The 24,080-nt window shown below is 73.0% G+C and carries 21 protein-coding genes; 9 read left to right on the top strand and 12 right to left on the bottom strand.

The annotated features are described in order from the left end of the window. The first annotated feature begins 196 nt into the window (after window positions 1-196). From ACZ3IJ_RS00705 to ACZ3IJ_RS00695, 3 genes are all read left to right on the top strand, one after another. Complete coding sequence (locus ACZ3IJ_RS00705) at window positions 197-3,229, top strand: helix-turn-helix transcriptional regulator (RefSeq protein ID WP_467466243.1); 3,033 nt, start codon at window positions 197-199, stop codon at window positions 3,227-3,229. A 101-nt stretch (window positions 3,230-3,330) separates the two neighbouring features. Continuing rightward, window positions 3,331-4,254, top strand: a complete 924-nt coding sequence (locus tag ACZ3IJ_RS00700) for a DNA/RNA non-specific endonuclease (protein ID WP_467465453.1) — start codon at window positions 3,331-3,333, stop codon at window positions 4,252-4,254. Between the two features lie 168 nt (window positions 4,255-4,422). Continuing rightward, window positions 4,423-5,118, top strand: a complete 696-nt coding sequence (locus ACZ3IJ_RS00695; protein ID WP_467465452.1) for a type 1 glutamine amidotransferase domain-containing protein — start codon at window positions 4,423-4,425, stop codon at window positions 5,116-5,118. A gap of 122 nt (window positions 5,119-5,240) precedes the next feature. Here ACZ3IJ_RS00695 and ACZ3IJ_RS00690 read toward each other — a convergent pair whose 3' ends face one another. Both ACZ3IJ_RS00690 and ACZ3IJ_RS00685 read right to left on the bottom strand, forming a co-directional pair. Beyond that, the gene (locus ACZ3IJ_RS00690) at window positions 5,241-5,633 is read right to left on the bottom strand and encodes a nuclear transport factor 2 family protein (protein ID WP_467466242.1); all 393 of its coding nucleotides are present in this window, start codon (window positions 5,631-5,633) and stop codon (window positions 5,241-5,243) included. A gap of 171 nt (window positions 5,634-5,804) precedes the next feature. Further along, window positions 5,805-6,572, bottom strand: a complete 768-nt coding sequence (locus tag ACZ3IJ_RS00685; protein WP_467465450.1) for an SDR family NAD(P)-dependent oxidoreductase — start codon at window positions 6,570-6,572, stop codon at window positions 5,805-5,807. 259 nt (window positions 6,573-6,831) lie between these two features. Between ACZ3IJ_RS00685 and ACZ3IJ_RS00680 the strand changes: the two genes are divergently transcribed. Together ACZ3IJ_RS00680 and ACZ3IJ_RS00675 are read left to right on the top strand one after the other, a co-directional pair. Further along, the gene (locus tag ACZ3IJ_RS00680; RefSeq protein ID WP_467465449.1) at window positions 6,832-8,958 is read left to right on the top strand and encodes a SpoIIE family protein phosphatase; all 2,127 of its coding nucleotides are present in this window, start codon (window positions 6,832-6,834) and stop codon (window positions 8,956-8,958) included. Further along, complete coding sequence (locus tag ACZ3IJ_RS00675; RefSeq protein ID WP_467465448.1) at window positions 8,955-11,594, top strand: SpoIIE family protein phosphatase; 2,640 nt, start codon at window positions 8,955-8,957, stop codon at window positions 11,592-11,594. Before ACZ3IJ_RS00680 ends, ACZ3IJ_RS00675 begins: the two co-directional genes overlap by 4 nt. A 126-nt stretch (window positions 11,595-11,720) precedes the next feature. On the opposite strand, the gene ACZ3IJ_RS00670 is transcribed toward ACZ3IJ_RS00675, so the two are convergent. From ACZ3IJ_RS00670 to ACZ3IJ_RS00655, 4 genes are all read right to left on the bottom strand, one after another. After that, complete coding sequence (locus ACZ3IJ_RS00670) at window positions 11,721-12,455, bottom strand: ABC transporter ATP-binding protein (RefSeq protein ID WP_467465447.1); 735 nt, start codon at window positions 12,453-12,455, stop codon at window positions 11,721-11,723. 168 nt (window positions 12,456-12,623) lie between these two features. Next, entirely contained in the window at window positions 12,624-13,385 is a 762-nt protein-coding gene (locus ACZ3IJ_RS00665) for a DUF3710 domain-containing protein (protein WP_352188027.1), read from the bottom strand. 1 nt (window position 13,386) lies between these two features. Further along, a complete protein-coding gene (gene dut, locus ACZ3IJ_RS00660; RefSeq protein ID WP_030146953.1) occupies window positions 13,387-13,899 on the bottom strand; it encodes a dUTP diphosphatase in 513 nt (170 codons plus the stop codon). After that, window positions 13,899-14,483: a PaaI family thioesterase gene (locus tag ACZ3IJ_RS00655; RefSeq protein ID WP_352188026.1), complete on the bottom strand. Its 585-nt coding sequence runs from the start codon at window positions 14,481-14,483 to the stop codon at window positions 13,899-13,901. The genes dut and ACZ3IJ_RS00655 overlap by 1 nt, the downstream gene beginning before the upstream one ends. A gap of 58 nt (window positions 14,484-14,541) precedes the next feature. Here ACZ3IJ_RS00655 and ACZ3IJ_RS00650 point away from each other — a divergent pair, with 58 nt between their 5' ends. Continuing rightward, window positions 14,542-15,048: a DUF3093 domain-containing protein gene (locus ACZ3IJ_RS00650; RefSeq protein WP_467465446.1), complete on the top strand. Its 507-nt coding sequence runs from the start codon at window positions 14,542-14,544 to the stop codon at window positions 15,046-15,048. A 54-nt stretch (window positions 15,049-15,102) separates the two neighbouring features. Here the strand turns inward: ACZ3IJ_RS00650 and ACZ3IJ_RS00645 are convergent, their stop codons facing one another. The 4 genes from ACZ3IJ_RS00645 to ACZ3IJ_RS00630 all read right to left on the bottom strand — a co-directional run bounded on the left by ACZ3IJ_RS00645 (window position 15,103) and on the right by ACZ3IJ_RS00630 (window position 18,743). Continuing rightward, window positions 15,103-16,146, bottom strand: coding sequence for a hypothetical protein (locus ACZ3IJ_RS00645; protein ID WP_467465445.1), 1,044 nt, complete (start codon window positions 16,144-16,146; stop codon window positions 15,103-15,105). 12 nt (window positions 16,147-16,158) lie between these two features. Beyond that, window positions 16,159-16,455, bottom strand: a complete 297-nt coding sequence (locus tag ACZ3IJ_RS00640; RefSeq protein ID WP_003955561.1) for a DUF4193 domain-containing protein — start codon at window positions 16,453-16,455, stop codon at window positions 16,159-16,161. Between the two features lie 394 nt (window positions 16,456-16,849). Then, window positions 16,850-18,085, bottom strand: a complete 1,236-nt coding sequence (locus tag ACZ3IJ_RS00635) for a sensor histidine kinase (protein WP_467465444.1) — start codon at window positions 18,083-18,085, stop codon at window positions 16,850-16,852. Window positions 18,086-18,089: 4 nt separating this feature from the next. Further along, the gene (locus tag ACZ3IJ_RS00630) at window positions 18,090-18,743 is read right to left on the bottom strand and encodes a response regulator transcription factor (protein ID WP_024758527.1); all 654 of its coding nucleotides are present in this window, start codon (window positions 18,741-18,743) and stop codon (window positions 18,090-18,092) included. Window positions 18,744-19,136: 393 nt separating this feature from the next. Here ACZ3IJ_RS00630 and ACZ3IJ_RS00625 point away from each other — a divergent pair, with 393 nt between their 5' ends. Then, a complete protein-coding gene (locus ACZ3IJ_RS00625) occupies window positions 19,137-19,310 on the top strand; it encodes a hypothetical protein (RefSeq protein WP_352188021.1) in 174 nt (57 codons plus the stop codon). Window positions 19,311-19,431: 121 nt separating this feature from the next. Here ACZ3IJ_RS00625 and ACZ3IJ_RS00620 read toward each other — a convergent pair whose 3' ends face one another. Both ACZ3IJ_RS00620 and ACZ3IJ_RS00615 read right to left on the bottom strand, forming a co-directional pair. Beyond that, a complete protein-coding gene (locus ACZ3IJ_RS00620) occupies window positions 19,432-20,268 on the bottom strand; it encodes an inositol monophosphatase family protein (protein WP_467465443.1) in 837 nt (278 codons plus the stop codon). A gap of 9 nt (window positions 20,269-20,277) precedes the next feature. Next, window positions 20,278-21,405 (bottom strand): ferrochelatase, encoded by a 1,128-nt coding sequence (locus ACZ3IJ_RS00615; RefSeq protein ID WP_467465442.1) that lies wholly within the window; start codon window positions 21,403-21,405, stop codon window positions 20,278-20,280. Between the two features lie 133 nt (window positions 21,406-21,538). On the opposite strand from ACZ3IJ_RS00615, the gene ACZ3IJ_RS00610 reads away from it, so the two are divergent. Both ACZ3IJ_RS00610 and ACZ3IJ_RS00605 read left to right on the top strand, forming a co-directional pair. Beyond that, window positions 21,539-22,801 carry an MFS transporter gene (locus ACZ3IJ_RS00610; protein WP_467465441.1) on the top strand — a complete coding sequence of 421 codons (1,263 nt, stop codon included), beginning with the start codon at window positions 21,539-21,541 and terminating at the stop codon, window positions 22,799-22,801. Continuing rightward, complete coding sequence (locus tag ACZ3IJ_RS00605; RefSeq protein ID WP_467465440.1) at window positions 22,740-24,080, top strand: D-arabinono-1,4-lactone oxidase; 1,341 nt, start codon at window positions 22,740-22,742, stop codon at window positions 24,078-24,080. Before ACZ3IJ_RS00610 ends, ACZ3IJ_RS00605 begins: the two co-directional genes overlap by 62 nt.

The following is a 24,080-nucleotide window of genomic DNA, read 5'->3' as shown; positions in this document are numbered from 1 at the left end:
GGGCGCGTCCTGGCGTGGTGACCGACATCGAGTGTCCGTATGCCGGACAACAGGCCTGGACGGCGCCGGTACGCTCCGTATTCTTCTGCCCCACGGGGCTCACGGGCAGGGCCCGAGTGCCGGAGGGGGTGGACACGTGACGACGACGCCGCACGTTCCTCTGCGCCCTGCGGGCGTGGGGGGCTCCCCGGCGCCCGTGGGCCGGGAGGAGCTGCTCTCCCGCCTCGAACGCGTGCTGCACTCCCGCGGCCGCGCGCTGCTCACCGGTACCGCGGGCGTCGGCAAGACCGAGGTCGCCCTGGCGGAGGCGGCGCGTGCCGAGGCCCGCGGCGAAACCGTCCTCTGGCTCGCGACCCTGCCGGCCGACCGTGACATACCCGGCGCGGCAGCCGCCGCGCTCGTCGCCTCGGCCGCGGCGACGGTGACCTGGCCGAGAGCCACCGACGCGACAGGCACCGCAGGGCCGGAGACGTCCCGCGCCGACGCACCGTCCGGCGGTGACGTCGCCCGTCCCTCCGCTCCCCCCGTCGGCGCACCGGCGGGTGACACCGTTCCCGCCACCCAGTCCGCGCACGCCGGACACTTCGGTCATTCCGAGGGCACGGGCCATCAGGGGCATTCCGGACCTCAGGGGATCACCGGCCAGCCAGGTCACCAGGGTCACCCGGGCCACCCCGAGGACCCCGACGGATTCCGTACCGCCGTCGGCTCCGTCACCGCGTCAGGGGTCTTCGACGGGCTCCCCGGCCCCCAGCGGACCGCCGTCGCGATGCTGTGCCGCGAGGCGCCTCTCTACGACGGCGGCTGGGACCCGATCGCGCTGCGCCTCGGCATCGCGCAGATCCTGCGGGCGCTCACCGCCCGGGGCCCCGCGCTGCTCGTCGTGGACGGCGTGCAGCACATCGACGCCGACAGCGCCGACCTGCTGCGCTTCGCCCTGCACCTTGCCCCGCCCGCGCTGCGGGTCATCGCCGTCGAGACACCCGAGGCGTACGGCGCCGAGGACGGCCACGACGCCCGGCTCTGGGTGCCGTCGGAGGCCGACATCCTCCTCGTGCCGCCCCTGCACGCCGACGAGATCGCCGAACTCCTCATCCACCACCGTCTGCCGTCGCGGATGGCCGGCCGGATCCACAAGGCGAGCGGCGGAAACCCCCGCCTCGCGCTCGCCGTGGGCCGCTCCCTGGCCGACGCGCGCAACACCCCCGTCCACCACGCCGAGGCGCTGACCCTTTCCGGCCGCGCCCGCGATCTGGCGCGGCAGCTCCTCGGTGCGGCGCCGCTCGACGTACGGCAGACGCTGCTGCTCGCCGCTCTGGCGCTGCGCCCCACGGCGGCGCTGATACGAAGGGCCGGGCGGCCCAACGCGGAGGCGGACCTCGCCGCCGCCGAGCGCGCCGACCTGGTCTCGCTCGCCGAGGACGGCACGGTCGCCTTCACCGCCGGTCTCCTCCCCTCGACGCTGGTGCACGACGCCTGCTGGGCCGAGCGCAGCGCCGGGCACGCGGCGCTCGCCGGAGTGGTGGACGATTCGGTCGAGGCGGTACGGCACCGGGCGCTGGCCACCGACGTCCCCGACGAGTCGCTCGCCGCCGAGGTGGCCGCCGCCGCCGATCTCGCGAGGCGCCGCGGCAACAGCGCACTCGCGGCCGAGCTGGCCCTGCTCGCGGCCGGGTCGACCCCCGTCCGGCACTCCACGCAGCGCATCACGCGGCTCGTGGACGCGGCCGAGGAGGCCGCCCGCGCGGCCCGCGCCGATCTCGCGATGCGCGCCGCCACCGATCTGCTGGCCCGCGACGCGGCGCCCTCGGACCGGGTACGCGCCCGGCTCGCCGTCCTCGACACCGCGGGCCAGGGACTGACCGGCCTCGACGAGATGTACGTGCACGCCATGGAGGACTCCGAGGGCGACACCGCGCTGCGGGCGGGCGTCCTTCTCCGACTGGCGGTCAAGTACGTTCTGGCGGACGGGGATCCGTTGCGTTCGCGGGCCGCTGCCGTCGAATCGGCCGCGCTCGCGGCCTCGGTGGGCGACCCCAGGACGGCGGCGCAGGCGCTGACCGTGCAGGCGCGGATGGACCGGGCGCTCGGCGCCTCGGACGCGGAGTCGGTCCTGGCGCAGGCCCGCGGCCTGGAGATGGCCGAGCGCCCGCTCGGAATCCGTAACGCCGCACAGATCCTGACGCTCCGTCACGCGCTCTTCGACGACCGGCTCACCGACGCCCGCGACCAGGTGAACGCCCTGCTTCCGCTGGTGCAGCGGCGCGGTTCGGTGGAGGACACGATCGAGCTGTTCTCCACGCTCGCCGCGATCGAGTCCCGTATCGGTGCCTGCCCGGCGGCGCTCGTCCACGCCGGACAGTCCCTCGCGCTGACGCTGGAGGCGGGCCTCTCCCCCGGGCCGGCCTGGTACACCCTCGCGCTTGCGGAGACGGCCGGCGGCAGCTTCGCCCGCGCGGCCAGCTATGCCCGGCGCAGTGTCCAGGCGTCGGAGGAGGAGGGCGACCGGGTCTTCCTCTCCCGCAGCCTGTACGCGCTGGGGCGCGTACAGCTGATCAACGGGGACGTGGCCTCGGCCCTGGAGACCCTGCGCAGGGTGCAGGCGAACGAGCGGGCGCAGTCGACGGTCGACCCGTCGATGCTCCGCTGGCACGAGGAGCTGGCGGAGGCCCTGCTCGCCAACGACGCGGCGCAGGAGGCGGTGGAGCTGCTGGACGAGGTGCGTCCGGTGGCCGAGGAGCTGCGGCGTACGACCGTCCTGCTCGGCTGCGACCGGGCGTACGCCCTGTATCTCGCCGGGGCCGGCCGGACGGACGAGGCGGCGGAGCTGCTCACCCGCACGGCCGAGCGGTTCGCCGAGGCGGGGCTGCCGCTGGAGCACGGGCGGGCGCTGATCTCGCTGGCGCGGGTCGAGCGAAGACGCCGTCGGCGGTCGGCGGCGCAGAGCGCGCTGCAGGCCGCGGCGACGGTGTTCGAGCGGGCGGGTGCGGCGCCGTGGCTGGCGCTGGCGAGCGAGACGCCGGCCGGGGAGGACTCGTTGCCCGCGCTCTCCTCGCTCACGGACGCCGAGCTGCGCCTGGCCCACCTGGTGGGGCAGGGCGCCAGCAACCAGGAGGCGGCGGCCAAGCTGTATCTGAGCGTGAAGACGGTCGAGGCCCGCCTCACCCGGATCTACCAGAAGCTGGACGTGCGCTCGCGGGCGCAGCTGGCGACCGCGCTCCACGGCTGACCCGCACCGCCGCGCCCCGTCGAGCCGCCTGAGGCGGCTGATCGAGTGGCCCGCGGGCCCGGCTCCGCGCGCGGACCCGTGATGCGCGGTAGGTACGTCGTATGGAACCGACCGATCCCCCGCCCTCCCCGCCGCATCCCCGTGCGGGCGGACAGCGCCATGAGTCGTTCGCGGACCGCTCCGGCTACGACGAGGACTTCCTGGGCCCGACCGTGCCGCTGCCGCTGCCCGTCCGGGCCTCGGTGGAGACGGTGATCCTGCCGTACACCCACTTCACGGTGGTCTTCCGGCCGGACCGGCGGCTCGCCGCGTCGACCGCGGTCTGCATCCAGGGCGGCCGTCCGTCCGAGGACGCGCACGGGGCGCTGGGGCCGAACGGGGTGCACGGGGACGACGTCTGGGAGTTCGACCCGCGCCTGCCCGACGAGCAGCAGGCCGGCAACGACGTCTACCGGAACAACAGCCTGGACCGGGGCCATCTGGTGCGCCGGCTCGATCCGGTGTGGGGCCCGGCGGCCGTGGCGGCCCAGGGCGGCACCGACACCCTCCACTACCCGAACGCGGTTCCGCAGTCGGACGGGTTCAACCAGGGCAGACAGATCTGGCAGGGGCTCGAGAACTACTTCCTGGAGCACGCGGCGGAGTTCGACCGCCGGCTGACGGTGCTCACCGGCCCGGTGCTGCACGACTCCGATCCGCCCTACCGGGGCATCCAGGTGCCGCTGCGCTTCTGGAAGGTGGCCGCGTTCATGCAGGAGGGGGCGCTCGCCTCGTCCGCGTTCGTGCTGGACCAGAGCCCCGACCTGAGCCGCGACGCCGAGCGCGCGCTCGCCGGGGCGAAGCACGGCGCGCCGCCGCCGCTCGGCCCGTTCCGTACGTACCAGGTGCCGGTCTCGGACGTCGCGGAGCTGACGGAGCTGGAGTTCGGTCCGCTGCCTGACGTCGATCTGATGCCGGCGTTCCGTTCGCCGGAGGATCGCTGGCGGCGCCTGGAGTCGTTCGAGGACATCGCCCTGCAGGGCTGAAGGGTCCTTCGTACCGCCATCGGGTTCGCCGGGGGCGCTCCTTCGGTGCTCCTGCCGGCCCATCGGAGTTCCGCCGCCGGCCGTCGGGCTCCGCATGGAAACCTCTCGACGGCGGGCATAGCGTCGAGGACATCACCGCACCGGCGATCCGAACCCCGGGAGACCCTGATGTCCACGATCCTTTTCGTACTGACCGGCGCCGACCACTGGACCCTCGCCGACGGCACCGAGCACCCCAGCGGCTTCTGGGCCGAGGAGGCCGTAGCGCCGTACGAGGCCTTCAAGGCCGCCGGCCACGACGTCGTGGTCGCCACGCCCGGCGGCGCCGTCCCGACCGTGGACAAGGGCAGTCTCGCGCCCGAGTTCAACGGCGGCCAGGAGGGCGCCGACCGGGTGGCCGCCGCGCTCGCCTCGATCGACGAGCTGAACCACCCGATCAGCCTGGAGGAGGTCGACCTGGACGCCTACGCGGCCGTCTTCTACCCCGGCGGTCACGGGCCGATGGAGGACCTCTCCGCCGACCGGGCCTCCGGCCGGATCCTGGTCGACGCACTCGACTCGGGCAAGCCGCTCGCCGTGGTGTGCCACGGCCCGGCGGCGATGCTCGCGGCCACGAGGGCCGACGGCACGAACGCCTTCGCGGGATACGAGGTCACCGCGTTCACGGACACCGAGGAGCGGCAGGCGGGGTTCGCCGACAAGGCAAAGTGGCTCCTGGAGAGCCGGCTGGTCGAGACGGGCGTCACGTTCCGGTCCGGCGAGGCGTGGGCGCCGTTCGTCGTCGTCGACCGCAACCTGGTGACGGGCCAGAACCCGGCCTCCGCCGCCCCGCTCGCCGAGGAGCTGCTGAAGAAGCTGTCCTGAGGCGCGCCGCCGGGCTGCGGCACCTGCCGCGCCGTGTGGCCCCCGTGCGTCTGGCGGGCCCGGCCGAGCTCCCCCGCGTACGGGCCCTGCCCGTACGCGCCCCCCGCGACGAATGCCGGTCCTTACTCCCCCGCCGCCTCCCGCGCGATGCGGTCGAACTGGGCGCCCATCGCCTCGGCGAGCGCCTGCGCGGCCGACAGCGGCCGGACCATGACGGTGAAGTCGTCGATCAGCCCGTCCTCGTCGAAGTGCAGGAAGTCGCACCCCTGGATCCGGCGGCCGTTCACGGTCGCGGTGAAGACGAGGGCGTGGTCGCGCCCGTCGGGATTCGCGATCTCCCGGACGTACGCGAAGTCCTCGAAGACACGCATCACTCCCCGGAGGATCGCGGCGGTGATCGCCTTGCCGGGGTACGGCTTGAAGGCCACGGGACTGGTGAAGACGACGTCCTCGGCGAGCAGCGCCACGATGGCGTCCTCGTCCCGGTTCTCGACCGCCTTGCGGAACGCGTGCATGGAGAGCCTCGCAGTACTCAACTAATTGAATAGGTGGAGTGAGGCTATGGACGGGACGGCCCGTTGTCCAGGCCGCCCGGCTCGGCAGGACTCGGCGCAGGACTGCCGCAGGACTCGGCACAGGACTGCCGCAGGCGCCGCCGCAGGACTCGGCACACGGCAGCCTCTGCCTCAACTCCGCAGATGCGAGGCGCCGTTGAGGTCGAGGATCGTGCCCGACGACCACTCCGCCTCGGGGGAGGCGAGCCAGAGCACCGCCGACGCGATCTCCTCGGGCGCGGCCACCCGGCCGAAGGGGCTCTGGGCGCGGATCGCGGCGCCCTCGGGGCCTTCCAGGCGGGGCGCGACCCGTTCCGTGGCGAAGAAGCCGGGCGCGACCGAGGCGACGCCGATGCCGTGCGGCGCGAGGGAGACCGCGAGGGACTGGCCCAGCGCGTGGACGGCCGCCTTGGTCGCCCCGTAGGCCGGGTGGTCCGGTTCGCCGCGGAAGGCTCCCCGGGAACCGATGTTGACGATCCGTCCGCCCCTGCCCTGCTCGATCATCCGTCGGGCCGCGAGATGGCTCAGGTGCGCCGTGGCGAGCAGGTTCACCGACACGTGCCGCTGCCAGACCGCGACCCACTCCTCGTACGAGGTCTCCGCCAGGGGGTGCCGGGTGTTCACCGCCGCGTTGTTCACGAGGACGTCGATTCCGCCGAGCGCCTCCACGGCCGTGTCCACCACGGCCGCGGCCCCCGCCGGGTCCGTCAGGTCCCAGCCGATCAGGACGTGCCCGGTGCCGGTGAGGGAGTCCAGCGTCTCGCGGGCCTCCTCGGCACGGGAACCGAAGTGGACGGCGACCCGGTCCCCGTTCGCGGCGAACGCCTGAGCCACGGCGCGGCCCAGGCCCCGCGACGCTCCGCTGACGAGGACGCGACGGCCTGATGCGGGCAGGTTCATGGGAGTTCGCCTCTCTGACGACGACGTTCTGCGCTGCTGCGACGACACGTTCACCCTTTCATGAAGATCATCGCGGCGGGGACGCCGATCATCCGGACGAGGCCGGCGACGGCGACGGCGGCTCCGCCGGTCGCCGCCGTGAAGCCGACGGGCGCCGTCTGACGGATGATGGAGAGGACCCGCGCGTCCGCGCCGTCGACGTACAGCGACGGCGTGGTGGCCGCGGGGCGGAGGGGGGTGGAGGAGGGATGCGGTCTGGATGAGTGCGGCGGCGATTCCCCCTGCCGGCCAGGACCCGGCGAAGCCCGACTTCGCCGTGGAGCCCGGCGGGCTTCTCGATGTGCTCGGGGTGGCCGCCGTCGTCGTGGACGCGAGCGGGCGGATCGTCCTGTGGAGCCCACAGGCGGAGGCGATCTTCGGGTATCCCGCCGCGGAGGCGCTGGGCAGCCCTGCTGCCCGGCTGCTGGTCGAGGAGCGCCACCGCGACCAGGCGCTCTCGCTGTTCGAGCGGGTGATGTCGGTGCGGGGACCATGGGCCGGCACGCCCTGGTCCGGCATCTTCTCGGTACGCCACAAGGACGGCCGTACGATCCCGGTCGAGTTCCGCAACACCAGGCTCCAGGACGACCAGGGGCAGCTCTACGCGCTCGGTCTGGCCACGGACGCGGGAACGGCGAGGCGCGTGGAACAGGACCTCGCGCTCTCCTCCCGGCTGGTCGCCCACTCCCCGATCGGCCTGGCCGTCCTCGACTCCGACCTCCGGTTCGTCCTGGTCAACCCGGCACTCGAACAGATCGACGGCCGGACCGCCGCCGGCCATCTGGGCCGTACGTTCCGCGAGGCGCTGACGTCACCGGACGGCGACGCCCTGGAGGCGGCGCTCCGTGACGTGCTGGAGACGGGCGTGCCCGTCCTGTCCAGGAGCGTGCGGGGCCCCGACCGGCCCGGCGGCCGGGAGCAGGTCTGGTCGGTGTCGCTGTACCGCCTGGAGAACTCGGCTCAGCGCGTCGCCGGAGTCGCCGTCTCGGTCGTGGACATCACCGACCAGCACCACGCCGCCCGGGCGGCCGCACGCGCCAGGCGGCGCCTCGCGGTGATCGCGGACGCGTCCGAGCGCGTGGGCACCACCCTGGACCTGGACCTCACCGCGCACGAGCTGGCGGATCTGGTCGTCCCGGAGTTCGCCGACATCGCCGCCGTCGACGTCCTTGAGGACATCCTGACCGGACCGCACCCCGGCGGGACGCGGGCCTCGGGTCCTGCCGTGTTCCGCGCCCTGGCGGTCAAGGCCGCCTACCCGACTCCCGCGGAGGAGGCGGCCGACCCGGTCGGCCAGCCCGCCCGCTACGGCATCGAGCGGCTGGTCACCCAGTGCGCCCGTACCGGCCGCCCGGTCCTCGTCGAGAACGTCACGGAGAGTGATCTGACCCGTATCGCCCGGGCCGGGCCGGCGGCCGCGCTGTTGCGGAAGGCCGGTGTCCACTCGTACCTCGCCGTCCCTCTGCGTGCCCGCGGCATCGTCCTCGGGGTGCTGGACCTCAAGCGGGCGCGGAACTCCGTGCCGTTCGACCAGGACGACGTCCTGCTGGCCGGGGAGCTGGCGGCCCGCGCGGCCGTGGCCATCGACAACGCCCGCTGGTACCGGCACCAGAGCCAGGCCGCGCTGGCACTCCAGCGCCATCTGCTGCCGCACGGCCCGGCACGGCTGAACGGGCTCGACGTGTCCTACCGCTACCAGCCGGCCTCCGAGGCGGTCGAGGTCGGCGGTGACTGGTTCGACGCGATCCCGCTCCCGGACGGCAAGACGGCCCTGGTCGTGGGCGACGTGATGGGCAGCGGGATCAAGGCCGCGGCGACGATGGGCCAGGTGCGCACGGCGGCCCGCACGCTCGCCGGGCTCGGACTGGCGCCCTCCGTGGTCCTGACCCAGCTGGACCGGACGGTCGTCGACCTGGACGAGATGGCCACCTGCCTGTACGCCGTGTACGACCCCGAGCGGGGAACCTGCCGCCTCTCCAATGCCGGTCATCCGCCGCCCGTGCACGTCCCGATGGGGCTGCCACCCCGCCTGCTCGACCTCTCGACGGGTGCGCCGCTGGGCGTCGGCGGCGTCCCCTTCGAGACCGAGGAGATCGAGTTCGCGGCGGGCGACGAGCTGGTGCTGTACACCGACGGCCTGGTGGAGACCCGTGACCAGGACATCGACGTACGGCTCACGGCCCTCACCGACCTGCTCGGTCAGTCGTCCCTCCCCCTGGAGGAGACCTGCGACCTGCTCCTGGGTGCGCTGCGCGGCCCCGACGACCACGACGACGTGGCGCTGCTGATCGCCCGGGCCCAGCCGCCGCACGAGACCGGGCGGAGCCGAGAGGGGGAGGCCCCGTGAACGAGACGCCCTTCCCGGGTGACAGCCTCCTGCCCTTCCCCGAGGGCACGGCCGGGGCGCTGCTCGACGCCCGGGGGCGGATCAGCGGCTGGTCGCCGGAAGCCCGGGCGCTGCTCGGCCGGGCGGCCGCCGATGCCGTCGGCCGCCCGGCGCACGAGTTCCTCGCGGACCCCGCGGCCTGGCGGGCGCTCGTGGCGGCGTACAGCCGGGGCGAGGCGGGCGGCGAGACCGTGCTGCGCAGGGGCGGGGGTGAGGGCGTCCCCGTCGTCTACCAGGCCTTCGCTCTCGCCGCCGACGCGCCGGACGACGGCGACGACGACGGCGAGAGTGCCGGCGGGGCGGGCGGGGGATGTCTCGTCCTGGCCGCCCCCGCTCCGCTGGCCGCCCGCTGGCACCAGGACCGTGCGTTCGTCAGGGAGCTGTTCCTCCAGGACCGCGTGGGGCTCGCCGTCTTCGACGCGGAGCTGCGGCTCCTGCGGACGAACACCCATCTCCTTCCGTACACGGGTGTGCCGCGCGACCTCCGGGGGCGGCGGCTGAGCGAGTTCCTCTGGCCGGGAGACGCGGCGGCGATCGAGAAGAAGCTGCGCGAGGTGCTGCGAACGGGCCGGCCGTCGATCGGTACGGAGGAGATCCTGCGGACCGTCGAGGACCCGGCCGGAGGGGTGATCATCTCGATCTCGGCCTTCCGCCTGCAGGCACCCGACGGGCACGTCCTGGGCGTCACGGCCCTCTTCACCGACGTCACCGAGCTGCGCCGGTCGGGCGAGCGCCTCGCGCTGCTGCACCGCGCGACGGCGAACGTCGGCGGTTCACTCTCGGTCCGGGACACGGGCAGGGAACTGGCCGACGCACTGGTGCCGGGCCTCGGCGATCTCGCCGTCGTGGAGATCTCCGACGCGGTGATGCTGGGCGAGGAGCCGGTGCCCGGCCCCGGAGGACGGCTGCGTCTGCGCCGTACGGCGGTGGCGGGGCAGCCGGCGGCAGGAGCCGACGCCACCCGGGCGCGCACCGCCCTCGTCGCCGTCGACGGCGACGCGGAAACCGCCGACCGCGGGGGCGCCGGTGCGGGCGCAGGCGGGGTCGACGGTATCGGCAGTGTCGGCGGGTACTCGACGTTCATGACCGCGCCGCTGCGCGCCCGGGGGATGGTCCTCGGCCGGGTGTCCCTCGGCCGGCACCCGGACCGTGGCCCGTACGAAGGCGCCGACCGGGACCTGCTGCGCGAGATCGCCGACCGAGCGGCGCTCGCGCTCGACAACGCCCGCCGCTTCACCCGCGAGCGCCGGGCGGCGCTCGGCCTGCAGCGCAGCATGCTGCCGCCCACGCAGAGCGAGACCACCGCGGCGTCCACGTCGGGCGTGTACCTCCCCGCCGACACCACGACCGGGGTCGGCGGTGACTGGTTCGACGTGATCCCGCTCTCCTCCGCGCGGGTCGCCCTCGTCGTCGGCGACGTCGTGGGTCACGGCCTGGCGGCCACGGCCACCATGGGCAGGCTGCGGACGGCGGTCCGCACCCTCGCGGATCTCGACCTCGAACCGGACGAGCTGCTCGCCCATCTCGATGACCTGGTCACCCAGCTGTTCGCCGAGCCGGACGAGTCGGACAGCGAGTCCGAGACCGACGAACGGGACCGCCGGGACGAGGATGCGGACGCGTACGGGGACGGGGGCGGTGACGGGGGCGGTGACGGCGACGAGGACACCGAGGACGACCGCGACGAGGGCTGGCACATCGGCCACCCCTCCTCCCCCACCGGCGCGACCTGCGTGTTCGCGATCTACGACCCGGTCTCTCTGCGGTGCTCGGTGGCCTCCGCCGGCCATCCGCCGCCCGCCGTGGCGGACCCGGAGGGCCATGTGACGTACCTGCCCGTCGATCCCGGTCCCCCGCTGGGTGTCGGCGGGCTGCCCTTCGAGACGACGGAGATCGAGCTGGCCCCCGGGAGCGTCCTCGCGCTGTACAGCGACGGGCTGATCGAGGGGCAGGACGGCGACCTGGACGCGGGCATGGCCGACCTCGCCGCGCGACTCGGCCGACCCGGGGCCCTCGCCCGGCCGTTGCGCGAACTCGGCCGGGAGATCGCCACGGCCCGCCACGACGAAGGCGGTCAGTCCCAGGGCGCGAGCCCCGGCCAAGGACTCGGCCGGAGTCAGGGGCAGGGCCGGAACCAGAACCAGTCCCAGACCCAGGGACTCGGTGACGACGTCACCCTGCTGCTCGCCCGTACGCGCGCCGTGCCCGCCGAGGACGCGGTCTCCTGGCCGATCGAAGCCGATCCGGCGGCGGTCGGCACCGTACGGGAGGCCGCCACGGCGCAGTTGCGGGCGTGGGGACTCGAAGAGCTCGTCTTCACCACCGAGTTGGTGCTGAGCGAGCTGGTCACCAACGCGATCCGGTACGCCGGGGGGCCGATCGAGGTACGGATCGTCCGGGCCGGCCGGCTGATCTGCGAGGTCTCGGACCCCAGCGCCACCCACCCGCGCATGCGCCGGGCGCGGTTGACCGACGAGGGCGGTCGCGGTCTCTATCTGGTCGCGCAGCTGGCCACCCGCTGGGGGAGCCGCTACAGCCGGAGCGGCAAGACCATCTGGGCGGAACAGGACTTCCCGCCGCCCGTCCCCACGGAGTGAGGGGGGGGGGGGGGGGGGGGGGGGGCCGCCCCCCCCCCCCCCCCCCCCCCCCCCCCCCCCCCCCCCCGCTGCCGCGACCGCGCTACCGCGTCGATGTCGCCGACCGCGTCCGCGACCGCGTCCGCGTCACCGGGTGTGCTCGACGATCTCGCCGTCGCTCAGTTCGAGCACGCGGTCCGCGAGCCCCAGGAGCTGCGCGTCATGGGTGGCGACGAGCGCCGTGACGCCCTCGCTGCGGACGACCGCGCGCAGCAGCTCCATCACCGCGAGGCCGGTCTCCGCGTCGAGCTGCCCCGTCGGCTCGTCGGCGATCAGCAGGGCCGGCCTGTTGGCCAGGGCCCGCGCGATGGCCACGCGCTGCTGCTGGCCGCCGGAGAGCTCACCGGGCCGTTGCGCCGCGTGGTCGGCGAGGCCGACCAGCGCGAGGAGGAGGGCCACCCGCTCCTCCCGCTCCTTCGGGTCCGCCCTGCGCAGCCGCAGCGGCACGCCCACGTTCTCCGCGGCGGTCAGGATCGGGATGAGTCCGAAGGACTGGAAGATGAAGCCGATGCGGTCCCGGCGCAGCTCCAGAAGCCCGTCCTCGCCGAGCTCCGCGAGATCCGTCCCGTCGATGGTGATCCGGCCGCCGTCCGGGGTGTCCAGGCCGCCGACCAGGTTGAGCAGGGTGGTCTTGCCGGAGCCCGAGCGCCCCTTGAGCGCGACGAGCTCGCCGCGGTGGACGTCGAAGGAGACCCCGCGCAGGGCGTGGACGGCCGCCGCGTCCGTACCGTACGAGCGCCGCAGGTTCTCGACGCGGACCATGGGCCCGCCGGCCGGGTCCTCGGCGACCGCCGTGCCGGTCCGCGCGCTGCTCTCGCTCATCCCTGTGCTCCCCCTCGTCGAACGGGTGCGCCCCTCGGCGCGCCCGTCAGTATCGGTCGCCGAGGGGCGGTCCGGCCAGGGGCGGAAACGCACCGGTGGGCCGCATTCCGGACAAGGTGTTCGGAATGCGGCCCACCGGCCTCGTTCTACAGGGGCTACGGAGCGGGGTCAGCGGACCTCGGTGATCTCCGGCCCGCGCTGGAGCTGGCCCATGCCGCCGGAGAAGCGCGAGCCCTCCTGCTCCTCCTGCTGCACGCCGTCCGGCACCATCTGGGCGTCGTTGGGCAGCTTCAGGACGATCGGGTCACGGGGGGCCATCGGGCCGTCGCCACGGACCACCACGGTGTCCCGGACGATCTGCTCCAGGAGGCCGGCGGCCTCCGGCTGCACCGCGCCCTGACCGGAGATGACTCCGCGCAGGAACCAGCGCGGGCCGTCGACGCCCACGAAGCGCACGAGCTGCACTCCGCCGGTACCGTCCGGCAGCTGCACCGGGACCTGGGCCCGCAGCTCCCAGCCGAGCGGTCCCTCGACCTCGTCGATGACACCGCCCTGCTGGGTGATGCCCGAGGCGATCTCCTCGCGGACCTCGCCCCAGATGCCTTCCTTCTTCGGTGCCGCGAAGGCCTGCAGCTGCACGGCGCTGTCGCGCAGCACGACGGTGGCCGCGACGATCGCGTCGCCCGCCACCTCGACCCGGAGCTCCATGCCCTCGACTCCGGGCACGAAGATGCCACCGAGATCCACGCGCCCGTCCTCGGGCTTGGAGACCTCGGAGATGTCCCACGGTCCGTCGGGCCGGGGCGCCGGCGGAAGGTTCACCCGACGCGGCGCACCGGCCGTGTCGTCAGTGTCGACCTCGTCGACGACCTGCTCGGCCTCGCCCGCTGCGTCCTCAGCGGCACCGCTCTTCTTGCGACGTCCGAACACGTCACTGTCCTTCCCGGTCGGATACGACCGAAGCGTATCGATTCCCACCCGTTGTGCCGTCCACGGCGGCATGACCGCCGGTGGACCCGAAGCCCCCCTCGGCCCGCGCCGAGCCGGGAAGCTCCGCCACCTCGTGGAAGCGCACCTTCTCGACCTGCTGGACGACCAGTTGGGCAATCCGGTCGAACCGTTCGAACCGCACGCTCTCACGCGGGTCGAGATTGACCACGATCACCTTGATCTCTCCACGGTACCCGGCATCCACCGTCCCTGGGGCATTCACGAGGGCGACTCCGCACCTGGCAGCGAGCCCGGAGCGCGGGTGCACGAAGGCGGCGTAGCCGTCGGGCAGGGCGATGGAGACCCCGGTGGGCAGCACCGCCCGCTCACCGGGGGCCAGGACGGCCGCCTCGGTGGTCACGAGATCGGCGCCGGCGTCACCGGGGTGGCCGTAGGCGGGGATCGGTACGTCCGGGTCCACTCGCCGGATCAGTACGTCGACAGGGTTGCGCATCAGGGGTTCACCTCGAAGGCGCGGGCGCGCCTGACCTGGTCGGGGTCGGACATGGCGGCCTGGATCTCCTCCGGGCGGCCGTTGTCGATGAAGTGGTCGACCTTCACCTCGATGAAGAGGGCGTCGGCGCGGACCGCGACGGGGCCTTCCGGCCCGCCGATCCGGCCGACGGCGGTCGAGTAGATCTTGCGCCCGTGCACGGCGGTGACCTCGGCCTCCAGGTGGAGGACGGTGCCCACCGGGACGGGCCGGGCGAAGTCCGTCTCCAGGCGTCCGGTGACGGCGATGACGCGCAGCAGCCAGTTCAGGGAGCCGAGGGTCTCGTCGAGCGCGGTGGCGAGGACGCCGCCGTGCGCGAGGCCGGGGGCGCCCTGGTGGTCGGGGGTCACGGTGAACTCGGCCGTGACGGTCACGCCCTCGCCGGCCCGGGCCTCCAGGTGGAGGCCGTGGGGCTGCCCGCCACCGCACCCGAAGCAGTGCTCGTAGTGCGCGCCGAGCAGCTCGCCGGGGGCGGGCGCGTCGGGGTGGCGTACCGGCGGTATGGCGTCGGCCGGCGGGGTGAGGGCGGGAGATGTTGCGGTCACAGGCGCAGACCTTACCCGCGAGGTCGGCCGCGGGTCGCGCCGTGCCAAGCTTGGACGCATGCAGCCTTCCCCCGCCTCCCCCGTTCCGACTGCCGCGCCGCGCTTCGACGAGCGGCTGACCGCTCCCGGCTCGTGGTGGGTCATCACGGTTCTGCTGGCCCTGAGCGGCGGTCTGGTGATGTTCCCGCTGGGCACGGTGGCGACGCTGGGCGGGCTGATCACCGCGGGCGCGCTGGCGGCCGTGGGCGTCTCCTCGTACGGCTCCGCCCGGATCCGGGTGGTGGCCGGCTCGCTCGTCGCGGGGGACGCCCGTATCCCGGTCTCGGCGCTCGGGACGCCGGAGGTGCTGGACGCGGAGGAGGCACGGGCCTGGCGCACGTTCAAGGCCGACCCGCGCGCCTTCATGCTGCTGCGCAGCTATGTGCCGGGTGCCGTACGGATCGAGGTCACGGACCCCGAGGACCCGACGCCTTACGTGTACCTCTCCAGCCGTGACCCGGAGGGTCTCGCCGCGGCCGTCGAGGCGGCCCGCGCCGAGGGTGATCCGGCCCGCACCGAGGGCTAGCCCGGAAGCGAGGGGTCGGCGCCCGCACCGAGGGCCGGCGCCCGCACCCGGGGGCTAGAAGCCGATCTCCTTGGGGTTCTCGGGCTGCTCCAGCGGAGGCAGTCCCTCCAGGGCGTCCCAGGGCACCTGGCGCGCACGCAGGTCCTTGCGGACGTGCTGGGCGAGCTTGCGGGTGTCGCGGCGGTTCATGACGGCTCCGACGGCCGCGCCGACCATGAACGGCATCAGGTTGGGCAGGTTGCGCACCATGCGCTTCATGATCTGCTGCCGCAGCTCGCGCTTGAGCTGCCCGCCGAGGGCCGCGTTGACGGTCGTGGGCCTGGTGGGGTCGATGCCCCGCTCCTCCGTCCACGAGGTCAGATAGGCCGTGGACCGCTGGGTGAGCGTGCCGGGCGGCCGGTGCCCGTACACCTCGTGCAGCTCGGCGATGAGCTTGATCTCGATCGCGGCGACTCCGGTGATCTCCGCGGCCAGTTCCGCGGGCATCGCGGGAGGCACGGGGAGCATGGCGGCCGCTCCGATGCCGGCGCCGACCGTCGAGCTGGCGTTGCAGGCGCCCGCGACGAGTTTGTCGGCGATCTGCTCGGGGCCGAGCCCCGGAAAGTGCTTGCGGAGGGTCGCCAGGTCCCGCACCGGCACGCGGGGGGCGATCTCGATGATCCGGTCGGCGAGATAGCCGATGCCGGCCTTGGCGCTCTCGCCGCCACGCTTCACGCCGCGTTTGACGGCGTCGATCCGCGCGCGGTCGAGCTTCATACGGTCCAGCTGGGCGCGGGCCGGTTCGGTGAGGCGCCGGCCGACGCCGGCACGGCGTCCGCCCCGCTCCGCCGGTACCGGTGACGCGGACGCGTCGGTTCCGGGCGCACCCGACACGTCGGCGTCGGACACGCCGGACGTCGGTGTGCCGGACGCTGCCGCTTCGAGCGAGGCCGAGCGGCCCCGCTCGTCGTCACGTGCGCCGAGAGAGGGCAGGAGGGCGGTCTCCTCGGCTTCCGGTGCCTCCTGGGCACCCTCCGCCGCCGCGTTGCCGCCCTGATTCGCCTCCGGCCTCCTGGGAAGCCGGAAGCGACGCTTCCGAGACGGTGTGTCGCCTGCCACGGCCGACCGATCTCAGTCGCAGTCGCGGCAGATCGGCTGACCGTTCTTCTCCCGAGCCAGCTGGCTGCGGTGGTGCACGAGGAAGCAGCTCATGCAGGTGAACTCGTCGGCCTGCTTCGGCAGGACCCGGACGGCGAGCTCCTCGTTCGAGAGGTCCGCGCCGGGCAGCTCGAGGCCTTCGGCGGCCTCGAACTCGTCGACGTCGACCGTCGAGGTGGACTTGTCGTTCCGGCGGGCCTTCAGTTCCTCAAGGCTGTCCGAATCGACGTCGTCGTCGGTCTTGCGTGGGGTGTCGTAATCCGTTGCCATGTCGCTCTCCCCCTCTGGGTGGTTGCGGTGTCTCCAGCGCACGTAACGCGTGAGAGGCCGGACTTGTGCCCGACCTGAGGCGGAGATTTTGCCTCACATCAAGGTCTGTTACTCAATCGACACCCAACCGGCCCTCTCACGAGTGATCGGCGTTGGGTGGCGAACGGGACCGTACACGGTCCACCTGCCGTCCTTCACGGGCGCCACCCCGTGTACTTCCCGTCATCCAGAGCCCCGGAAACCCGGACTTTTCCGGGTTTTCCACTGGAATTCTCGATCACGGAGAGTGGAGTGTCGGATGCGCACCCCTGTGATCGATCACACATGAGCGTCTCAGGAACGGGATCCGAAATTCCGCGCAAAGCGAACGGAACCGGCTGGTACCCGAAGTGTGTCAGATCGGGAGAGTGACACGCATCACGAGCCCGCCGCCTTCGCGGGGCTCCGCGATGATACGGCCGCCGTGGGCGCGCGCGACGGAACGCGCGATCGACAGGCCGAGTCCGACGCCCTTGTCGCTCCCGGTGCGCTCCTGCCTGAGCCGTCTGAACGGCTCGAAGAGGTTGTCGATCTCGTACGCGGGCACGACGGGACCCGTGTTCGAGACGACCAGGAGCGCCTGGCCGTGCTCGGTCCGCGTGGCGACCTCCACCCAGCCTCCCTCGGCCACGTTGTACCGCACGGCGTTCTGGACCAGGTTCAGGGCGATCCGCTCCAGCAGGACGCCGTTGCCCTGGACGACGGCCGGCTCGCACTCGGCGCGGATCTCCACGCCCTTGGACTCGGCCTCCGCGTGCACCTGGTCGACGGCGCGCGAGGCGACCTCCGCCAGGTCGACCGGCTTGCGCTCGACGATCTGGTTGTCGCTGCGGGCGAGCAGCAGCAGGCCCTCGACCAGCTGCTCGCTGCGCTCGTTGGTGGCGAGCAGGGTCTTGCCGAGCTGCTGGAGCTCGACGGGCGCCCCGGGGTCGGAGAGGTGCACCTCCAGGAGCGTGCGGTTGATCGCCAGCGGCGTGCGCAGCTCGTGCGAGGCGTTGGCGACGAACCGCTGCTGGGCGGTGAAGGCCCGCTCCAGCCGCTCCAGCATCTCGTCGAAGGTGTCGGCCAGCTCCTTCAGCTCGTCGTCCGGGCCGTCCAACTCGATCCGGCGCGCCAGGTCGGATCCGGCCACCTGGCGGGCGGTCCGGGTGATCCGGCCCAGCGGGGAGAGCACCCGGCCGGCCATGGCGTAGCCGAAGGCGAAGGCGATGATGCTCAGTCCCAGGAGGGCGAACAGGGAGCGCCGCAGAAGATCGTCGAGCGCCAGGTCGCGCTGGTGCTGGAGGCAGGCGGAGACGGCTTCGTTGAGCTGCTCGCCGGTTCCCGTGGCGGGCAGCTGGCACCAGGACGTGGTCGGCTGGACCTCGCCCTTGACGACCTTGAAGGGCAGCTCGGATGCGCTGTCGCCGAGGGCCTGCGCGGTGAAGAGGTAGATGATCGACAGCAGGAGGATGCCTGCGATCAGGAACATCCCGCCGTAGAGCAGCGTGAGCCGTATCCGGATGGTCGGCCGGAGCAGCGGCCTGACCGGGTCCCTGGGGTCCCAGGTCGGCTTCGGGGGCGCCTGTGGGGGCGCGGGGGTCGCGGCCACGGGGTCAGATCCGGTAGCCGGAGCCGGGGACGGTGACGATGACCGGCGGCTCGCCCAGCTTCCGGCGCAGGGTCATGACCGTGACCCGTACGACGTTGGTGAACGGGTCCGTGTTCTCGTCCCAGGCCTTCTCCAGGAGCTGCTCGGCCGAGACCACCGCGCCCTCGCTGCGCATGAGGACCTCCAGGACCGCGAACTCCTTCGGGGCGAGCTGGACCTCCTTGCCCTCTCGGAAGACCTCACGGCGGTTCGGGTCGAGCTTGATGCCGGCGCGCTCCAGAACGGGCGGCAGCGGCACCGTGGTGCGCCGGCCCAGCGCGCGCACGCGCGCGGTGAGCTCGGTGAAGGCGAAGGGCTTCGGCAGGTAGTCGTCCGCGCCCAGCTCCAGGCCTTCCACACGGTCGCTGACGTCACCGGAGGCGGTGAGCATCAGGACGCGCGTGGGCATCCCGAGCTCGACGATCTTCCGGCAGACGTCGTCGCCGTGGACCAGCGGGAGGTCGCGGTCGAGGACGACGACGTCGTAGTCGTTCACCCCGATCCGCTCCAGCGCGGCGGCGCCGTCGTACACGACGTCGACGGCCATGGCCTCCCGGCGCAGTCCGGTGGCCACCGCATCGGCGAGCAGCTGCTCGTCCTCGACGACGAGTACGCGCACGTCGGTCATTCCTTCCTACGGGCCCCTGCCACTGATGCGGACCGGGCGATGGTGAGCACTGACTGTGCGTGTCCATCCTGCCCCGTACGCGCGTAAACCGGCTGTAAGGCGGCGTACAGGCGGGGAGGGAGGGGCTCCGGGAAGGTCGGGGGCGCGTGGAAGCGCGGGCGGGGTTGGAGGGGGCGTACGAAGAATTCACCTGACTTCACGGGCCAGTTGAGGTTTCTGTGAGGAAACTCCGGGGGAGGACGTCTGCACACCCCGTGATCACGCCCTGAATGTGGCACGTACGTGGCACGCCACATGCCGCTCTGTCCCCCAGAGGTAGCAGCGTGTGATCCACCCACCCTCGGCACACCCCCGTGCCACCGACCCATGACGAGGGGGCGCACGATGGACGCTTTCACCGCAGGACTGCTGCAGCGCATAAGCGCTGCGCAGACCGACCTCACACGGGCACGCGAGACGGGCGACGACTTCCTCGCGGAGGTCGAGCAGGCCGAGCTCGACGACCTGCACCGACTCGCCGCCGAGCACGGCGTGGAGGTCGGCGCCGCCAGCGCCTGACCCCTGACTCGAAGAGGCCCCGGTGTCCATCGACACCGGGGCCTCTTCGCGTCCTCGGTCGGGGCCGTCCCGCGAGCGACCGCCTTCCGGGACGGCCGCCGCGCGACCGTCCCGCCGGGGTTCAGTCGTGCCAGGCGCCGAGGTCCTCCAGAAGCTCCTGGAGGGGCTCGAAGACACCGGGTGGGGCGGCGACGGCCAGATCGCCCGACGGGCGCTCACCGGGCCGTCCACCGGTCAGGGCGCCCGCCTCACGGGCGATGAGGTCCCCGGCGGCGAGGTCCCAGGGGTTGAGGCCGCGTTCGTAGTAGCCGTCGAGCCGGCCGGCGGCGACGTCGCACAGGTCGATCGCCGCCGACCCTCCGCGCCGGATGTCGCGCAGCAGCGGGATCATCCGCTGGGCGATGTCCGCCTGACGGGCGCGACGGGTCTGGACGTACGCGAACCCGGTGGAGATCAGCGCCTGGTCCAGCGGCGGCGCGGGACGGACCGCGAGGCGGCGGCCCCCGAGGTGCGCTCCGCCGCCGAGCACCGCCCGGTACGTCTCGTTCCGCATCGGCGCCTCGACCACGCCGACGACGGTCTCGCCGTGCAGCTCGGCGGCGATGGAGACCGCCCAGGTCGGCAGGCCGTAGAGGTAGTTCACCGTCCCGTCGAGGGGATCGATCACCCAGCGGACGCCGCTGGTACCGGGGCTGGCGGCGCCCTCCTCGCCGAGGAAGCCGTCGTCCGGCCGGTGGTCGGCGAGGAAGCCGGTGATCAGCTTCTCCGCGGCGATGTCCATCTCCGTGACGACGTCGATGGGGCTGGACTTGGTCTTCGCCACCGTCAGGTCGTCCGGCCGGCCGTCGCGCAGCAGCGCGCCGGCCCGGCGCCCGGCCTCCAGGGCGAGGCCGAGCAGTTCGGTCAGCAGGGCGGGGTCCGGGGCGCCGGTCGAGGCGGGGTTCACGGGCTCGGTCACAGGGGCTCCTCAGGCGTACGGGCTGTCGGCGCCGGCCGCCGCGGGCCGCTCCGCCCGCGCGGGGCAGCAGCCGATCGGGCAGAGGTCGTGGGAGGGTCCGAGGGCGCCGAGGGCGCAGCGCTCGACGCGGGCACCGCGCTCACTCGACGCGCGCTCCAGGACGAGGTCCCGTACGGCGGCGGCGAACCGGGGGTCGGCCCCGACGGTCGCCGAGCGCCGCACCGGGAGGCCGAGCTCGGTGGCCTTGGCGGTGGCCTCGGTGTCGAGGTCGTAGAGGACCTCCATGTGGTCCGAGACGAAGCCGATCGGGACCATCACGACCGCCGGGACGCCGGCGCCGTGCAGCTCCTCCAGGTGGTCGCAGATGTCCGGTTCCAGCCAGGGGATGTGGGGGGCGCCGCTGCGGGACTGGTAGACGAGCTGCCAGGGGTGCTCGACGCCGGTCCTGCGGCGGACCTCGTCGACGATCACGCGGGCCACGTCCAGGTGCTGCTTGACGTAGGCGCCGCCCTCGCCGTGCTCGCCGAGGGGACCGGAGGAGTCGGCGGCCGAGTCGGGGATGGAGTGGGTGGTGAAGGCGAGGTGGGCGCCGGCCCGGACGGACTCGTCGAGTTCGGCGAGCGAGGTGAGCACGCCCTCGACCATGGGTTCGACGAAGCCGGGGTGGTTGAAGTAGTGCCGCAGCTTGTCGACCCGGGGCAGCGGGAAGCCTTCCGCCTCCAGCTCCGAGAGCGCGTCGGCGAGGTTCTCGCGGTACTGGCGGCAGCCGGAGTACGAGGCGTAGGCGCTGGTGGCGAGGACGGCGATGTGGCGCCTGCCGTCGGTGACCATCTCCCGCAGGGTGTCGGTGAGGTACGGCGCCCAGTTCCGGTTCCCCCAGTAGACCGGCAGGTCGAGCCCGGCCTCCGCGAAGTCCTCGCGCAGCGCGTCGAGCAGCGCGCGGTTCTGGTCGTTGATCGGGCTGACGCCGCCGAAGAGGAAGTAGTGCTGCCCCACTTCCTTCAGCCGCTCCTTGGGGATGCCCCGGCCTCTGGTGACGTTCTCGAGGAACGGGACGACGTCGTCCGGGCCCTCGGGGCCGCCGAAGGAGAGAAGCAGGAGGGCGTCGTACGGTGCGGGATCGTGCTGATCGGACATGGCACCGATCCTCCCACCCCCCTGTGACGGCCGACGGCCCGCCCCGACCGAGAAAGTTGGTGCGCCATCGAGTTCAACGCCGTAGGCTTTAGCTATTAATTACACGTGTTGAGCGAACGCCCCGGAGATCCCCTTGCCCAGTCCCTACCGCGCGATCTTCGCGGCGCCCGGCACCAGATCGTTCTCGGTCGCCGGCTTCGTCGGCAGGATGCCGCTGTCCATGATGGGCATCGGTGTGGTCACGATGATCTCCCAGGTCACGGGGCGGTACGGACTCGCGGGCGCGCTCTCCGCGACCATGGCGATGTCCGCGGCCGTGCTGGGCCCGCAGGTCTCCCGGCTCGTCGACCGCTACGGCCAGCGGCGCGTGCTGCGCCCGGTCACGCTCGTCTCGCTGGCCGCGGCGGCGGGGCTGCTGCTCTGCGTCCAGCTGGGCGCGCCCGACTGGTCGCTGTTCGTCTTCACGGCCCTGATCGGCAGTGTGCCGAGTCTCGGGGCGATGACCCGGGCCCGCTGGGCGGCGATTTACCACGGCGAGGCCCGCCGGCTCCACACCGCGTACTCCTGGGAGTCGATCGTCGACGAGGTGTGCTTCATCTTCGGGCCGATCATCTCGATCGGTCTGTCGACGATCTGGTTCCCCGAGGCCGGCCCGCTCTTCGCGGCCGTCTTCCTCGCCGTCGGTGTCTTCTGGCTGACCTCGCTGACCGCCACCGAGCCCACGCCCCACCCGCACGACGGAAGTTCGGGCGGCTCCGCGCTCCGCTCCCCCGGACTGCAGGTACTGGCCCTGGCCTTCGTCGCCACGGGCGCGATCTTCGGTTCGATCGACGTGGTGACCGTGGCCTTCGCCGAGGAGCAGGGCAGCAAGGCGGCCGCCAGCCTGGTGCTCGCGGTCTACGCGCTGGGCTCGTGTCTGGCCGGCGCCGTCTTCGGTCTGCTGCACCTCAAGGGCGAGCCGTCACGCATGTGGTTCCTGGGTGTCTGTGCGATGGCCGTGAGTATGATCCCCCTCCTACTGGCCGGGAACCTGCCGTTGCTGGCCGTGGCGCTCTTTGTCGCGGGCCTCTCCATCGCACCGACGATGGTGATCTCCATGGCCCTCGTCGAAGCGCACGTACCCCGCACCAAGCTGACCGAGGGCATGACCTGGACAGGGACCGGGCTGGCCGTCGGAGTGGCGCTCGGCTCCTCGGCCGCCGGCTGGGTGGTCGACGCGTCGGGCGCGGAAGCGGCGTACGTGGTGCCCGTCGTCTCGGGCGCGCTCGCGGTCGCGGTGGGTCTCCTGGGGTATCGCCGGCTGGGCAGGCCGGTGCCGACACGGGAGGGGCAGCGTGAGCAGTACGCCGACGAAGCGGTGGACGAGCACGAGGGCGACGAACAGCCCGTGGCGTAACTGGGCGGGGAACGTCACCTCCCGCCCCGCGCGGGAGGTGACGCCCGCCTCGGCGAACGAGCTGGCCGACGCGGTGCGTCAGGCGGCCGCGGACGGGTTGCGGGTGAAGACGGTCGGCACCGGGCACTCCTTCACCGCGATCGCCGCCACGGACGGGGTGCTGATCCGCCCGGACCTGCTGACCGGCATCCGGCGGATCGACCGCGAGGCGATGACCGTGACCGTGGAGTCCGGCACTCCGCTCAAGCGGCTGAACGTGGCGCTGGCACGCGAGGGTCTGTCGCTCACGAACATGGGCGACATCATGGAGCAGACGGTCGCCGGGGCCACCTCCACCGGAACGCACGGCACCGGCCGCGACTCGGCCTCCATCGCCGCGCAGATCCGGGAGCTGGAGCTGGTCACCGCGGACGGACAGCTGCTCACCTGCTCCGGGAAGGAGAATCCGGAGGTCTTCGCCGCCGCCCGGACAGGACTCGGCGCGCTCGGCGTGGTCACGGCGATCACCTTCGCGGTGGAGCCGGTCTTCCTGCTCACCGCGCGCGAGGAGCCGATGACCTTCGACAGGGTCACCTCGGAGTTCGACGCGCTGCACGCGGAGAACGAGCACTTCGAGTTCTACTGGTTCCCCCACACGGACAACTGCAACACCAAGCGCAACAACCGCAGCGCGGGTCCCGCCGCCCCGCCCGGGAAGGTCAGCTCCTGGGTCGAGGACGAGCTGCTCTCCAACGGGGTCTTCCAGCTGGCCTGTTCGCTGGGTCGCGCGGTCCCTCCGGTCATCCCCTCGCTGGCCAAGGTCTCCAGCCGCGCGCTGTCGGCCCGTACGTACACCGACATCCCGTACAAGGTCTTCACGTCCCCGCGCCGGGTGCGCTTCATGGAGATGGAGTACGCCCTGCCGCGAGCGGCCGCCGTTTCGGCGCTGCGCGAGGTGAAGGCGATGGTCGAGCGCTCTCCGCTGAAGGTGAGCTTCCCGGTGGAGGTGCGGACGGCGCCCGCCGACGACATCGCGCTCTCCACGGCCTCGGGACGGGAGACGGCGTACATCGCCGTGCACCTCTACAAGGGCACGCCTCACCGCGCCTACTTCACCGCGGTGGAGCGCATCATGACCGCGCACGGCGGCCGGCCGCACTGGGGCAAGGTGCACACCCGGGACGCCGCCTACTTCTCCGAGGTCTACCCGCGCTTCGGCGAGTTCACGGCGCTGCGTGACCGGCTCGACCCCGCTCGGCTCTTCGCCAACGACTATCTGCGCCGGGTACTGGGCGACTGA

This window comes from Streptomyces sp. NPDC013317 (genome assembly GCF_055563155.1).
This window is presented reverse-complemented; position numbering and strand designations above follow the sequence as displayed.